The organism is Priestia sp. MDV22-iso46, from assembly GCF_058629175.1.
In genome coordinates, this window is the sequence record NZ_JBZVWT010000019.1 from 20,928 (window position 1) to 35,859 (window position 14,932).

Below are 14,932 nucleotides of genomic sequence, written 5' to 3' on the forward strand. Positions count from 1 at the left end.
ATTAATTTACTATTTTTCGACACGTTTTGTCAATACCTATGTTTGTAAAACGCTTTCAAAAGGCGATAATATATATTTATGCAAAAAAGCTATTGCAACATTGCAATAGCTTTTTCTTGCTCTTTGAGTCTCTATTAGAAGTTTAAGGGACTAAAGAACACGCGTGTTTATTTTATAAAAATACAAAATATAGAATAGCTGCTAAAACAATTCGATATAGTGCAAATGGTACTAATTTGATACGATTAATTAATTTCAGGAAAAAGCGAATAGATACCAGCGCAAAAATAAAGGCGCTGATAAAACCAGCAATAAAAAACGGTAGTGCATCTGATGTGAAATACTGCCAGTTTTTAACCAATGAAAGTCCACTTGCTCCTGCCATGATTGGCACTGCCATAATAAATGTAAAATCTGCGGCTGCCTTATGGCTCATTCCAAGAAGAACCCCTCCTGAAATCGTTGAGCCTGAACGAGAAAAACCTGGCCAAAGAGCAATACATTGAAACAGCCCTATACCCAGTGCTTGTCCATAAGACATTTGGTCCACCGTCTCTACACGCGGACGTTTAGGTCCAAACAAATCTGCTAGAATCATTAATACAGCTCCGACTACTAAGCCAATTAGCACCGTATTTAAAGAAAACAAATGTTCATCAATGTAATCGTCAAACAAAAATCCTAACACTCCTGCGGGTAACAGACCAACAATTACCTGCATTAAATTCAAGCGATTTGTCGGTCCAATTGGAGCAGCTGGTTTTTTTCCTAATCCTAATAAATTAATAAAACGATCTTTAAAGATAACAACTACTGCTAAGATCGACCCTAGCTGAATAACAATTTTAAATGTATTAGCTACTGGAGATGAAAATAATTCTTTTGAATTTAACCACAGGTCATCCACAATAATCATATGCCCAGTTGACGAAACAGGAGCAAACTCTGTTAAACCTTCTACAATCCCTAAAATGATTGCTACAATAATTTCCCACATAAAGCTATGTACCTTGCCTTTCTTTCAAATTAATAAGCTTATCGCTTCGTTTTACATGCTCAACTATTTTCCTATTTTGACACTTGCTTTTTTATCATAATTGTTAAAACTATGAAATACAATGTGTATTTGCAAAAAGATAAGAATCTTTAATAATTTGTAATAAAAGCCTTACATGCTATAATCAAAAAACACGATATCAGCTTTTATTTTTTTTAGAAATCAGTCACTATGTTCGGTATAAATTCCGGTCCCTTAGCTAAAAATGAATCATCTAGACTATTTTTCTTTGGTGTGAAAAAATGACTAAATTATTATGTTTTTTCCATCCCCTTTACTGTCATCTATCATTTTAATCAACTAGTGCTTGCTTATACGACATATCCCCTAAGTAATTTGAAACTTTTTTCTCTCTTTTCTCGTATATAGTAGTATCTTTTTTAGGAGGCTTTTTACTATGAATGGAAATGTACGTACAATGAAATGGGTCACTGCTGGGTATGAAGCCTTGCTGGGAATTCCTTTAATTGGCGCGGGGATTGTTATGGGCTTTAGTTATACTCCTCTTTTTATTGGATTTATTCTTCATGCTATCACGCTCATTTTAGCTAATAGACGAGGGTTATCTGCGTATGGAAACATACTAGGAATTGTTACCTCACTGGTTGCTTGGATTCCATTTTTAGGGTTTGTTATGCATATTATTACAGCTATTGTGATTGCAATCGATGCTGCTAGACAACGTTAATTATCTAGCTTTTTTTATTTAAGGGTTGATTTTTTACCGAATGATGGTAAACTTAAGCCGTAAATTGAATAATTTGAATGTTATTTCTACTAGGGGTGTCTGATAGCTCAGACTGAGAGAAGAGTGCAATAAAACTCTTTAACCCTTTGAACCTGATTTGGGTTATACCAGCGGAGGGAAGTAGTCTTGAAAAGAATAGTATATGTTTATTCTTTTTTCGCCTATTCCATCGGGTTCTGTCTATCACAGAACCCGATTTTTTTATGGTTCGGTATAGCTACACTTTATGCGAAACCGGAGGAATATGTAATGTCAAAACAAAATGTATCAGTTTCTATGAAAAAGCCTTTTCCAAACAGTCACAAAGTATATGTCCAAGGATCCAGAGAAGACCTTAAAGTGCCTATGCGTGAAATTCATCAGTCTCCTACTACAGGATCTTTTGGTGAAGAAGAAAATAGTCCCGTACGTGTATATGACACGAGCGGTGTTTATACAGATCCCTGTTATGAAATTAATTTACAAAAAGGATTACCGGCTCTGCGCGAAAAGTGGATTGCAGAACGAAATGATGTAGAAACATATCAAGGCCGTACGGTTCAGCCACAGGATAACGGGTATTATGATGGTGATCCAAGAGATCAGTACGAGCGCTTTATCACTAATCGTTTACCGTTGCGCGCGAAAAAAAATCAAAATGTAACGCAAATGCACTATGCGAAAAAAGGAATCATCACACCCGAAATGGAATTTATCGCTATTCGTGAACAGATGGATCCTGAAGTCGTGCGTGAAGAAGTAGCAAGAGGGCGTGCCATTATCCCTAATAATATCAATCACCCTGAGAGCGAACCGATGATTATCGGCCGCAAATTCCACGTGAAAATTAATGCTAATATCGGAAATTCAGCTATTCGTTCAGCTATTGAAGATGAAGTAGAAAAAATGACATGGGCAACGCGTTGGGGAGCCGATACAATTATGGATTTATCAACAGGAAAGGATATCCACACAACGCGCGAATGGATTATCCGCAACTCGCCTGTTCCTGTAGGGACCGTTCCTATTTACCAAGCGCTTGAAAAAGTAAAAGGCGTAGCAGAAGATCTAACGTGGGAAGCATATCGCGATACATTAATTGAACAAGCAGAACAAGGTGTTGATTACTTTACTATTCACGCAGGTGTTCTTTTACGCTATATTCCTCTGACAGCCAAACGTACGACAGGTATTGTTTCACGCGGAGGATCCATCTTGGCGCAGTGGTGTTTAGCTCATCATGAAGAGAACTTTTTATATACTCGCTTTGAAGAAATCTGTGAAATCTGTAAAGCATACGATATTTCTATTTCGCTTGGCGATGGGCTACGTCCTGGTTCCATTGCAGATGCTAATGATGAGGCACAGTTCGGTGAATTAGAAACGCTTGGTGAATTAACTAAAATTGCTTGGAAACACGATGTTCAAGTTATGATTGAAGGTCCTGGACATGTTCCTATGCACCTCATCAAAGAAAACGTAGATAAACAAATGGAAATATGCCAGGAAGCTCCTTTCTATACTCTTGGACCGCTTACAACCGACATCGCTCCAGGCTATGACCATATTACATCAGGTATTGGGGCTGCAATGATTGGCTGGTTTGGGACAGCTATGCTTTGCTACGTAACGCCAAAAGAACATTTAGGACTTCCGAATAAAGAAGACGTTCGAGAAGGCGTTATCACCTATAAAATTGCTGCGCATGCCGCTGACCTAGCAAAAGGCCATCCAGGAGCACAAAAACGCGATAACGCGCTGTCTAAAGCAAGATTTGAGTTTAGATGGAATGATCAATTTAACCTGTCACTAGATCCAGAGCGCGCAAAAGAATATCACGATGAAACACTTCCCGCTGAAGGTGCTAAAACAGCCCATTTCTGTTCAATGTGTGGACCTAAATTCTGTTCGATGCGTATTTCTCAAGATATTCGTAACATGGCTCAAGAAAATGAAAAAGATGTACACGAAGTAAGAAAAGAAGGAATGAAAGAAAAAGCTAAAGAGTTTGTTAACAGTGGTTCAAATATCTATCAATAATGAAGTAGAACAGCTTAAAGAACAAATTAAACAGCTTGAACGAAAGTTATTATTTGTTCAGCAAAATTGTCAGCACATTATCGTTGAATCCTCACATTCTTCCGTAAGACGCTGCATTAAGTGTTTCTATCAACAACAAGCAGAGGCTGAGCCAAAAGTATTTTAGTTGAAGAAAAATCCGAACGAGTTGAATTCTTGATTAAGAATCCAGCTCGCTCGGATTTTTTCATTGGTAGGGTGAACGTAGATTTCATGCATATAGTTATTTCTAGCGGTTGATTGGAAGGCAAGGCGAAGACTCCTGAGGGAAAAGCAGAATAAGTGAGACCTCGCAGGAGCGTAAGCGACGAGGAGACTCACCGCCCGCGGAAAGCGAAGTCTTGTACGGAAATCAACCGCGATGTAACAAGCTATCCATACTAGCTCCTTAATCCCATTTGTTCGTCTTTAGATTGGATTAATTTCGTTACGTCTCTCAATTTCATCTTTTTTTGAAACGTGCTTTCAGCATGTTCTTAATCCAATATAGTATTTTAATAATAACCCAGCCTATAAATGTACCTAGCGTATTCAAAAAGATATCATCAATATCAAATACTCGTTCCGTTAGCTTGTACTGTAAAATTTCAATCAGAAAACTGATTAAGAAACCTGTCGTAAACACTTGAATAAAACCGTCAAACCACTTCATAAACAAAGGGATAAACATTCCAAGCGGCGCAAACATCACGATATTCCCCAGTATATTTGTCAGAGTGAGCATTATATTCCCGCTGTCCCACATCAGACGGATCGTGCTAAATAAATCCAAGTTCATTGCTTTTCCGTAAACATGTTCGTTTTCCCGTATGAGAGTAGCATAAATGACCACTGCCGTATACGCAATAAATAGAATGAACATGACTTTTTTAACGATTGACCTGATGCTTACATTCACTTCAACATCACCTTCTTTGACTCCCAAAACCATTTATTATTATCTATATGTACCCGTCCACTGCTTTCATTCGTAGTGAATGCATTTACATGCTTTTTTATCCTATCACATCAATAAATAAATACAATTCCCTTTATACAATTTTATTAAACTTGATTCTTTATAAATAAAAATCCTCATCATTTTATTCTACTCATTTCATTAATTTCTACATCTATAAATAATAAGAAGCAGCGAGATAACACTTCGCTGCTTCTTATTTAATCTGGATAATAAGGATTCAAATGGATTAATACTTCCTGAATATTATCATGCTTTTTCATAAGTGTTGCTTTGATTTCTCGTCCCAGATCATGACCTTCCTTAATTGTTTTAAAGTGATCAATCGAAATACGTATATCAACTAATATGTAATGGCCATGCTCTCTTGCTCGAACCCGATCAATCCGCTTCACATCTTCAAATTCATAAATACTTTCTTCAAGTTCTTTCAGTAGCTCTTCGTCAATATTGCCTTCCATTAAGATTTGAAAAGACTCTCCCATCATTTGTCTGGCAATGTTAAAAATTAAATAAGCAACAAAGATACTTGCTATTTTATCTCCGTATAACAGCAGTTGAACATCCATTTTATCACCAATAATCGATAATAAAACACCAATTGCCGCTGCAATAGAAGCAACAATATCTGCTTTATGATCAAATGCAATTGCCTCAATTGCCTTACTGTGGTGCTGCTTCGCTACGTTTAAAGAATAACGGTACAACAATACCTTTGCTATGTATGAAATAACAGCAATCCACATGGCTAAAATATTTGGAGATTCAACCGGATGGAATAAACCAACGACTCCTTCAAATACCACATAAAATGATACAAGCAATAAAATAATTCCTACGATTCCTGAGACAATCACTTCTGCTTTTCCATGTCCATATGGATGGTCATCATCTGCTGGTTTATTTGCTACTCGTATAACCAACAAGACAATAATAGAGGCAAATACGTCCGCTGCAGAGTGAATACCATCAGCAAATACAGCATCACTATTTCCAATCCATCCTACTATTACTTTTCCTAGCGTAAGGGCAATATTGCTCCATACGCTAATCCATGCTACTTTTTTGGCAATGGACTCCCTTATACTGTTGTTCATTTGCACACCTCGACTTACTTCTTGAAAAATCAGCTTTTTTATCTTATCACTGCTCATTCAAGTGGGTCTAGAGCAATCTATTTTCGCTTAGCTATATATGTTTCAATACCGCAAAATTAATGATAATCTACAACATACTCCTTATTATTTCTCCGCCAACTTCTTACGGTCTGTTGCCATTGGAGGTTCTTCCATCCAACCTTGCTCAATCATAATCCGAATTCCATCTTTTCCATACTTCCCTATACGCCCGATTAGCTGAGAAAATTCTACTGCGACATCCGAACGGAACGACATAGATAAGCCAGCGCCGCAGTTATCAATAGCAATTGTCACCGCTGTGGAAGTATGATACATCATCAGTTTATCTGAAAACGGTGAAATCGTTGAGTTGGTTACATATGCATCAAGCAGACGCGGACTTGGTAGGTCAGCTTCAGACAATAACTCAGTGAATTGCTTGATTTGCTTACTCGCAAGTTTAACTCCATCAAAAAAATAAGAGCGTAATTTTTGTGTGGTAGCTACTTGACTAAATGCCAGCATCAGCGTTTTACCTAATACATTTGTATTAACAATTTCTTGAATAGCCGTGACCTCCAAAGAAGTTAGAGGATGCATTTGAGAGAAAAATGGTGATATAAACGTTTTCTGGTCCACAAAATTCACTTTTACCGGATAAGGAATAACCGGAGGTCTCATCAGCATGCTTTTTCTTAAAATAACGTGGTTAGAATCCTCTAAAAGACTGTCGCTTTCTTTTACACATCGAGACAGGTGATCATAAATATCTTGCCTTCTCACTGCGCTTAGGGCTCTGGCATATTTCTTCATACCTCCAATTGCCATTTCATTTACATAAATAGCCATAAAAATATCATCAAATAAAGCAGGAACTCCTTTGTTCACATCTTGTTCTCCAAAACCTACTGGTATTGGAATTTTTTCCAAAATGAATAATTCCGTCAATTCGTCTACATGAGTTTGTGAAATCTGATGGGCTTTTTTTAAGAGCTCCTTAATCTCGGCATCTTTTACAACAGATAGAAAATATCCAAGAACACATACATACAGCGTATCACCTAAATATTGCGCCCATAAGTAACCTAACTCAGCTGCGTTCAACCGCTGATTTTGTTGATGTTTTTGCATTTCGCTCTTTATATTTTCGTTCATTCACTTATTCTCCTTTTGGATAAAGTCGTACTTTTACTATCTCCAAAGAAGAGCTGAATAAACCGCATAAAGAAGACCTAGATAACAAGTCTAGGCCTTTTAGGTTAAGCATATTTCTGGTCTTCTGTTTCTTTTCTAAAAAAGCTTTTCATCGCGTGAAAAACGTCTGATTTTTGTTTTAAAATAAAGTGTCTAAAACTTTCGTCTTGAATATTTTTGTAAGCAGACATTAAAGTGGAATGTCGATTGTACTGATTCACTTCCCCATATCCAAACATATTTGACACTTTCATTAATTCATTTACTAACTTTACACACCTTGCGTTATCTGAAGTTAAGTTATCGCCATCTGAAAAATGAAACGGGTAAATATTATAGCGGCTCGGATCATACTTTTGGTTAATTAATTCAAGCGCTTTTCGGTAAGCAGATGAACAGATGGTTCCTCCGCTTTCTCCTTTGGAGAAAAAGTCTTCTTCTGATACTACTTTTGCCTCTGTATGATGCGCAATAAATTCAATTTCCACTGTTTCATATTTCGTACGTAAAAAGCGTGTCATCCAAAAGAAAAAGCTTCTTGCCATATACTTTTCCCATATGCCCATCGAACCGCTCGTATCCATCATAGCTAAGACGACTGCTTTCGATTCTGGCTTTATAACTTCATTCCACGTTTTGAATTTTAAATCCTCCGGATAAATAGGATGAAAAGCAGCCTTTCCTGTCATTGCATTTCGCTTATAAGCGCTCATCATCGTTCGTTTTTTATCAATATTCCCCATCAAACCTGTACGTCGTATATCATTAAATTCAATGTGTTCCACAACAATTTGATCAGATTCTTTTCGCTGAAGATTAGGCAGTTCTAATTGAGCAAATAAAGCCTCTTGAAGCTCCATAAGAGACACTTCTGCTTCAAAGTAGTCTTCTCCAGCCTGGTCACCTGCCCCTTGACCTTTCCCTGCTCCTTTTTGACCATCTCCAGCAGATCCATCACGTGCTACTACATCCCCAACTTTACTGTCTCCATCACCTTGACCCACATGTTTGTTTTTATCATAATTGTACCGAATTCGATATTCATCCAATGATTTGATCGGAATTTTAACAACTTCTCTTCCATTGGACATCACGATATTTTCTTCTGTAATTAAATCCGGTAAATTATTTTTAATTGCTTCTTTAATTTTTTCTTGATGTCTTTTTTGATCATCGTGGCCTTTACGATGGAGGGACCAGTCTTCTTTTGAGACAGCAAAACTTTTATCTACTTCTTTTCCCACGCTATTCCCCTCCTTATTTAAAAAACACCTGCACGTTTTTACTCGGCATGCATAAGCTATACCGAAAGTTTCTGACAAATACCTTTAGTTCAAAGGTTGGTTACTCTTATCCTATGCGCAAGAATGGTATACTTGCTAACTAATTCTTTCACTATTAACTATTCATTTTATAGTGTCTAGTGTCATGTATATGTTTATGACTTATCATATGATGGTTAAGTGCAATGCGTACTACACATTAGCCTAATTATGCAGAGTTTATTTTAAGAGATAAGAAAAACATGGCACAGATCGGAAGTGCCATGTTTTCTTGTTAGTACTGAGTTATCGATTTAACAAACTTCCTACATAGCGCAGCAGTTCATTAGCAGATACTGAATTGTATCCATGCTCATCAATCAATCGAGCCACTACTTCATTTACTTTCTTCAGCTGCTGCTCATCTGGTGTTTTAGTGGACGTTGTAATTTTCACTACGTCTTTTAAATCCGCAAACAATTTTTTCTGAATCGCTTCGCGTAAGCGCTCATGGGAATTATAATCAAATCGTTTTCCTTTACGTGCATAAGCTGAAATACGAATTAAGATTTCTTCGCGGAATGCTTTTTTTGCATTTTCTGAAATACCAATTTGTTCTTCAATTGAACGCATTAATTTATCATCTGGATTTAACTCTTCTCCTGTTAACGGATCACGAAGCTTATTTTTGTTGCAGTATGCTTCGACATTATCTAAATAATTATCCATTAATGTTTTAGCGGACTCTTCATACGAATACACGAACGCTTTTTGCACTTCTTTTTTAGCAATTTCATCATATTCTTTACGCGCCAGAGAAATATAATTCAGGTAACGCTCTCGATCCTCAGCAGAAATAGACGCATGCTGTGCTAACCCTTCTTTCAATGAACGCAGTACATCTAATGCATTGATTGATTTAATATCTTTTCGAATGATGGTAGATGAAATGCGATTAATGACATAACGAGGATCAATACCACTCATTCCTTCATCCGTATACTCTTTTTGTAACTCTTCTACGTCTGCATCGTTATAGCCTTCTACAGATTGACCGTCGTATAGGCGCATTTTCTTTAATAAATCGATATCGCCTTTTTTAGGCTCTTTTAATCTCGTTAATGTAGTAAAGATAGACGCAATACGTAACGTATGAGGGGCAATATGAACATCTGATACGTCACTTTCACGAATCATTTTGTCATAAATTTTTTCCTCATCACTCACTTTTAAGTTATATGGAACAGGCATTACAATAATTCGTGAATGCAAAGCTTCATTTTTCTTATTGGAAATAAACGAGCGATACTCTGTTTCATTTGTATGCGCTACGATTAATTCATCTGCACTAATTAAAGCAAATCTTCCTGCTTTAAAGTTTCCTTCTTGGGTTAAAGAGAGTAAATGCCATAAAAATTTCTCATCACATTTTAACATCTCCTGGAACTCCATCATTCCCCGGTTTGCTTTATTAAGCTCTCCGTCAAAGCGGTAAGCACGCGGATCTGACTCAGATCCATACTCTGCAATTGTTGAAAAGTCAATGCTTCCTGTTAGGTCGGCAATGTCTTGAGATTTCGGATCAGAAGGACTGAACGTTCCAATTCCAGTTCGTTTGTCCTCTGAGAAGAAAATGCGTTCGATAATGACGTCTTCAATTCTGCCGCCATACTCTTCCTCTAATCGCATTGTATTTAAAGGAGATAAGTTTCCTTCGATTCGGATACCATACTCTTCAAAGAAGTCTTTACGTAAATGATGTGGAATTAAATGCAGCGGATCTTCATGCATCGGGCATCCTTTAATAGCGTAAACAGCTCCTCGATCAGTAAGCGAATAAGCTTCAAGCCCTCTTTTTAACATGGTCACTAGCGTCGATTTACCACCACTTACTGGACCCATTAAAAGTAAAATACGTTTACGAACATCTAAACGCTTTGCAGCTGGATGAAAATATTCTTCCACCAAGCGTTCTAGCGAATCTTCAAGTCCAAACATTTGTCCACTGAAAAATTTATAATGTCTTTTACCATTTACCTCTTCAATTCCTGCATCCTTTATCATGTTGTATACTCTAGAGTGTGCAGGCTGAGCAATTAAAGGCTCATCTTTAATCAGCTTTAGGTACTCTTCAAATGTCCCTTCCCACTTAAGACGATTCTCTTCTTCGCGGTATCTTTCAACTTTCTTTAATATATCCATTAAAGGACCTCCCCTACTAGTTATGGTGCTAGTGAACAAGATTAATACAATCTATGCAGCAAAATGTTTGAACATGCTTTTTAAATTGTAAAATTCAGAAATTTGTCCTTGCTAGGCATTCACAGTGAAGTATTTATTAGCTATAATAAAAGAGTAAGAAGGAACGGTTAAACTTTGTTAGAGAACTTATGTCTCTAGAAGAGTTATTTTGTCATTATTATCATCATGGGATATGGGAAGTCGGTTTTAACTGCAGTAGCTGTATAATCCTTTTAATTACATTGAGGAGGAAAATCAATGCGCTTACTTTTAGTATTAGGAGTAACAATTGCTTTTTTAGCATCCATCTTCAGAGCGGGATACAATGATAAACCGGGCGTTAAAAAATAACCACTACATATCATCGTCGACATAAATAAAAAAGCGAGGTTCAATAAAATTTGAACCTCGCTTTTTACTTAAGATAAACCAGCATAATTTTGTTGACGCAGCGCTTCATAGATTAAAATAGCTGCTGTATTAGATAAATTTAAAGAACGAACATTTTCTGTCATCGGTAAACGAAGACATCTTTCCATGTTCTCTTCAATAATGTGCTTTGGCAGACCCTTTGTTTCTCTTCCAAATACGAAGAAATGATCCTGCTCTAAGTCACTATAATCAAATGTTGTATGTGGCTGCTGACCAAATTTTGTGATGAAGTAGAAACCTGCTTCAGGATACTTTTCGAATACTTCTTCTAATGAATCATGATACACCACATTTACAAATTCCCAGTAATCCAATCCAGCTCGCTTTAACATTTTATCATCTGTTGAAAAGCCTAACGGCCGAACTAAATGCAGCGTCGTATTTGTTGCTGCACATGTTCGCGCAATATTTCCTGTATTTGCTGGAATTTCTGGTTGAAATAACACTACGTGTACTCCCACAAATTTTCACCTCTGCTAACAAATCTATTCATCATTATACCACTAACTTGCTAAAACGAAAGACTTACCGATCAACGATATGGAAAAAATCATACTTAATCTTTGGCGTGTAAGCCGTTGAATCTTCATAGGCCCAATATCTCATTCGACTATTATACGTGTTCGCATTCACAAGAGGCATACCGTGACCGTCTTTTGCTACAACAATCGTCGTATGATTCCATCTTCCATCTCCTTCAAAATCGTAGCAGATAACGTCTCCCGGGACAAGTTCTCTTGCTGAAGATTTCCTCACAGCCCGAAGTCCTGATTTAGAGTTACTTAAATAGCTGTGCATGGAATGAGCAACTGCCCAGCTATAGCTCCAGGCGTTCCCTCTCATCCACCATCCGTTTGCTTTTTTAGGATATCCCCGCATCGGCGCCTTTCCTGCATGCAAACACTGTGAGATATAGTTGGTGCAGTTTACCTCAAACTGCTTATAACTTTCATTAGGTTTATCCCAATATTTTTCTGCATACTGAACAGCCGCAAGACGATCATAATAAGAGGCTCTTTCTTCGTCTTCCTCTACTTCTTCCACATCCATTTCAACCTCATCTTCAAAAAAGTCCTTTACCAGCAGCACATCTTGAATAAGCGTATCTTTATAAAAAAGAGCTAAACGATCTTCAATTTCTTCTTCTATATAGAAAAAATCGTTTTGCTTTAAAAATGCCTGAATGTGCACCTTATATAATACTCTAGTTTCTTCCTGATCCGTATGAGCAGATTGAATAGAACCTTTCATATTACATTTTAAAACATCAACTTCTCTTTTTTTTATAAGAGACCGCTTTAGCTCACACTGCTGTTCAATGAAAGGCTTGAAGTCTTCATGCAGCTCACCTTTTACATAGCTGTCCGCACGTGCTTTAATTAAAGTATATAATACATTCCTTTTTGTTAGCATAATGTCACCACTTTTCTAAGCGTTTATTATACGCTATGACTCATTAGCTAACTTTATCAATAAAAATACGGTTTAGATCTCTTGAAGCATCTCTATACCTTTTGACATTTCTTCAATTACTTCTTGTTCCTTTTCTTTTTCTCTTAAGTTCATAAGTGTATCTAACGCTTCTTTATCGCCAATTTTGCCTAACGCCCATGCCGCTGTTCCTCGAATGACAGGGCGAACGTCATTTTTAATTAACTCAATTAAATCTGGAACGGCGGTTTGATCTTTAAAATGGGCCAGTGCAATAATGGCATTACGCTGAATTGGCTTTTTCCCTCTCCAAGAACCTGAAACATGTCCAAATTTCTCTTTGAACTCACGATTACTCATCGTTAAGAGCGGTTTTAATTTAGGCTTCGCAAGTTCTGGGTCAGGCTCCATCTCAGGGTGAAAATGAAAGTCTTTTCCTTTATTTTCAGGACACACAGTTTGACATGTATCACAGCCATATAAACGATTGCCTAATTTACTTCGAAATTCTTCAGCCAGAAACCCTTTTGTTTGGGTTAAAAAGGCAATGCATCGCTGCGAATTCAGCTGACCGCCTGTTACAAGCGCACCCGTAGGACACGCATCAACGCACTTATTACAAGTACCACAACCGTCCTCTATCGGTTTATCAGGAGGAAACGGGATATCTGTTATCATTTCTCCTAAATACACGTAGGAACCGAATTCAGGTGTAATAATGGCACAGTTCTTACCGCTCCAGCCAATACCAGCTCTTTCTGCTACAGCTCGGTCCGACAGCTCGCCTGTGTCTACCATCGATTGAAGGATAGCTGCAGGTACTTTTTCTTTTATGAAGGTTTCAAGCTTTTGAAGCCTATCACGTAGAACCGTATGATAATCTTGCCCCCAAGAAGCACGGCAAAAGATTCCTCGGCGATCTTCCTTTGTGCTCTTTGGTGCATCCTTTAATTTAGAAGGATACGCAAGTGCAATTGAAATAATAGATCTAGCTTTTGGAACAACTAATGTGGGATCTACTCTCTTTTCAATATCAGGTTCTTCAAACCCTGAAGCATAACCTAACTCTTGCTGTGCTAACAATCGATTCTTTAACTCATCAAACATAGAAGCACTCGCAAATCCAATCTTATCGATTCCAATCTCTTTGCTGTATGAAATAATTTCTTCCTTCAACTGATACGCATTCATAGTGAGTAATGGCCTCCTTTCTAAGAAATTCTATATATTCATGCATTGAACTGTTTTCTCGCTCAATGAAATGATAGGATGGTATCTATAAACGAACAAATACTAATTATAATAGAAAGGATCAAAAAAATGAACTTTACATTATCGCCCGCTATTAAACAGCTTTGCCCTTCTTTTAAAATGGGAATCATTCAGTATAAAAATATTGAAGTTGGTGATTCTCCTCAAATGCTAAAAGGACGTCTGCGCCTCTTTCAAGAATCCATTTATTTCGACCTTGAGTCAAAAAAAGTAACAGAATTCGAAGGTGTTAGCGAGTGGAGAAAGCTTTTCAAAACATTTGGAACTGATCCAAGTAAATACCGTCCTTCTATAGAAGCTTTAATTAGAAGAATAGGAAAACAAACGTATTTGCCTTCTATCAATTCTGCTGTGGACATTAATAACTTTTTTTCATTGCAATATGAAGTCCCAATTGGAATTTATGATTCCTCTAATTTAGAAGGCCCCATCGAATTTACTATCGGTAAAAAAGAAGAGTCTTATGAAGCTCTAAATGAACGTAATATTTCTTTAGAAAATAAAATCATTTCAAAAGATGCCCTAGGAGCTTTCGGAAGCCCTTATGTCGATTCTAACCGAGCGTACGTAACTGAAAAGACAACACAAGCTGTACAGTTCATTTATTTAAAGCCTTCACTTTCAGAAGAACAGGCTTATAAACTAACTAAATCCCTAAGTGACATGTTCATTCAAATTCACGGCGGCGAAGCAACCTATCAAGTCATTAACTGATGTACGTAAATATAGCGTCTATCTTTTCAAGATAGACGCTATATTTACGCTAAAAATAAAAAACGCAACATCTCAGCTTTGAAAGCGAGACACTGCGTTGTGATAACAATATGTATGGAGCGGGTGATGAGAATCGAACTCACGACATCAGCTTGGAAGGCTGAGGTTTTACCACTAAACTACACCCGCAAATATTATCAAAATTTGTCGACCGATAAGTAAAAATAAAAACAGGAATCATCCTGTCAAATAAAGCTAAAGTACCGATGGTCGGGGTCGAACCGACACTCCCGAAGGAACACGATTTTGAGTCGTGCGCGTCTGCCAATTCCGCCACATCGGCAAAATAAAAAAGGCAAGTTAAAATTATAAATGGTGCCGAGGGCCGGACTTGAACCGGCACGGTAGTCACCTACCGCAGGATTTTAAGTCCTGTGTGTCTGCCAA

The 14,932-nt window shown here is 37.4% G+C and carries 13 protein-coding genes, 2 tRNA genes and 1 riboswitch; of the genes, 4 read left to right on the forward strand and 11 right to left on the reverse strand.

From position 1 onward, the window contains the following. Nucleotides 1–172: 172 nt before the first annotated feature. Nucleotides 173–997 (reverse strand): undecaprenyl-diphosphate phosphatase, encoded by an 825-nt coding sequence (locus tag AC4NPH_RS30075; protein ID WP_491939342.1) that lies wholly within the window; start codon nucleotides 995–997, stop codon nucleotides 173–175. Nucleotides 998–1,454: 457 nt separating this feature from the next. Here AC4NPH_RS30075 and AC4NPH_RS30080 point away from each other — a divergent pair, with 457 nt between their 5' ends. The 3 genes from AC4NPH_RS30080 to AC4NPH_RS30090 all read left to right on the forward strand — a co-directional run bounded on the left by AC4NPH_RS30080 (nucleotide 1,455) and on the right by AC4NPH_RS30090 (nucleotide 3,990). Next, nucleotides 1,455–1,745, forward strand: coding sequence for a hypothetical protein (locus AC4NPH_RS30080; RefSeq protein ID WP_043978114.1), 291 nt, complete (start codon nucleotides 1,455–1,457; stop codon nucleotides 1,743–1,745). 81 nt (nucleotides 1,746–1,826) lie between these two features. Continuing rightward, nucleotides 1,827–1,941, forward strand: a riboswitch (TPP riboswitch). 113 nt (nucleotides 1,942–2,054) lie between these two features. Further along, a complete protein-coding gene (thiC, locus tag AC4NPH_RS30085) occupies nucleotides 2,055–3,824 on the forward strand; it encodes a phosphomethylpyrimidine synthase ThiC (RefSeq protein WP_013055184.1) in 1,770 nt (589 codons plus the stop codon). Next, the gene (locus AC4NPH_RS30090; RefSeq protein WP_029325275.1) at nucleotides 3,802–3,990 is read left to right on the forward strand and encodes a hypothetical protein; all 189 of its coding nucleotides are present in this window, start codon (nucleotides 3,802–3,804) and stop codon (nucleotides 3,988–3,990) included. Before thiC ends, AC4NPH_RS30090 begins: the two co-directional genes overlap by 23 nt. A 315-nt stretch (nucleotides 3,991–4,305) precedes the next feature. Here the strand turns inward: AC4NPH_RS30090 and AC4NPH_RS30095 are convergent, their stop codons facing one another. The 8 genes from AC4NPH_RS30095 to queG all read right to left on the reverse strand — a co-directional run bounded on the left by AC4NPH_RS30095 (nucleotide 4,306) and on the right by queG (nucleotide 13,690). Next, the gene (locus AC4NPH_RS30095; protein ID WP_223269067.1) at nucleotides 4,306–4,761 is read right to left on the reverse strand and encodes a VanZ family protein; all 456 of its coding nucleotides are present in this window, start codon (nucleotides 4,759–4,761) and stop codon (nucleotides 4,306–4,308) included. A 260-nt stretch (nucleotides 4,762–5,021) separates the two neighbouring features. Next, on the reverse strand, nucleotides 5,022–5,918 hold the full coding sequence (locus AC4NPH_RS30100) for a cation diffusion facilitator family transporter (RefSeq protein ID WP_029325274.1): 897 nt from the start codon (nucleotides 5,916–5,918) through the stop codon (nucleotides 5,022–5,024). Nucleotides 5,919–6,062: 144 nt separating this feature from the next. Next, on the reverse strand, nucleotides 6,063–7,094 hold the full coding sequence (locus AC4NPH_RS30105) for a DUF3231 family protein (protein WP_063670477.1): 1,032 nt from the start codon (nucleotides 7,092–7,094) through the stop codon (nucleotides 6,063–6,065). Nucleotides 7,095–7,198: 104 nt separating this feature from the next. Then, a complete protein-coding gene (gene yhbH / locus AC4NPH_RS30110; protein WP_013055180.1) occupies nucleotides 7,199–8,377 on the reverse strand; it encodes a sporulation protein YhbH in 1,179 nt (392 codons plus the stop codon). Between the two features lie 324 nt (nucleotides 8,378–8,701). After that, nucleotides 8,702–10,597, reverse strand: a complete 1,896-nt coding sequence (locus AC4NPH_RS30115) for a PrkA family serine protein kinase (protein ID WP_013055179.1) — start codon at nucleotides 10,595–10,597, stop codon at nucleotides 8,702–8,704. A 458-nt stretch (nucleotides 10,598–11,055) separates the two neighbouring features. Further along, complete coding sequence (gene trmL / locus AC4NPH_RS30120) at nucleotides 11,056–11,529, reverse strand: tRNA (uridine(34)/cytosine(34)/5-carboxymethylaminomethyluridine(34)-2'-O)-methyltransferase TrmL (protein WP_016762878.1); 474 nt, start codon at nucleotides 11,527–11,529, stop codon at nucleotides 11,056–11,058. Between the two features lie 64 nt (nucleotides 11,530–11,593). Then, entirely contained in the window at nucleotides 11,594–12,481 is an 888-nt protein-coding gene (locus tag AC4NPH_RS30125; RefSeq protein ID WP_029325272.1) for an amidase domain-containing protein, read from the reverse strand. Nucleotides 12,482–12,553: 72 nt separating this feature from the next. Continuing rightward, the gene (gene queG, locus AC4NPH_RS30130) at nucleotides 12,554–13,690 is read right to left on the reverse strand and encodes a tRNA epoxyqueuosine(34) reductase QueG (RefSeq protein ID WP_097824838.1); all 1,137 of its coding nucleotides are present in this window, start codon (nucleotides 13,688–13,690) and stop codon (nucleotides 12,554–12,556) included. Nucleotides 13,691–13,819: 129 nt separating this feature from the next. On the opposite strand from queG, the gene AC4NPH_RS30135 reads away from it, so the two are divergent. Beyond that, nucleotides 13,820–14,485 carry a B3/B4 domain-containing protein gene (locus tag AC4NPH_RS30135; protein WP_029325270.1) on the forward strand — a complete coding sequence of 222 codons (666 nt, stop codon included), beginning with the start codon at nucleotides 13,820–13,822 and terminating at the stop codon, nucleotides 14,483–14,485. A gap of 115 nt (nucleotides 14,486–14,600) precedes the next feature. On the opposite strand, the gene AC4NPH_RS30140 is transcribed toward AC4NPH_RS30135, so the two are convergent. Together AC4NPH_RS30140 and AC4NPH_RS30145 are read right to left on the reverse strand one after the other, a co-directional pair. Then, a tRNA-Gly gene (locus tag AC4NPH_RS30140) sits at nucleotides 14,601–14,674 on the reverse strand. 72 nt (nucleotides 14,675–14,746) lie between these two features. Then, a tRNA-Leu gene (locus tag AC4NPH_RS30145) sits at nucleotides 14,747–14,828 on the reverse strand. Nucleotides 14,829–14,932: the final 104 nt, after the last annotated feature.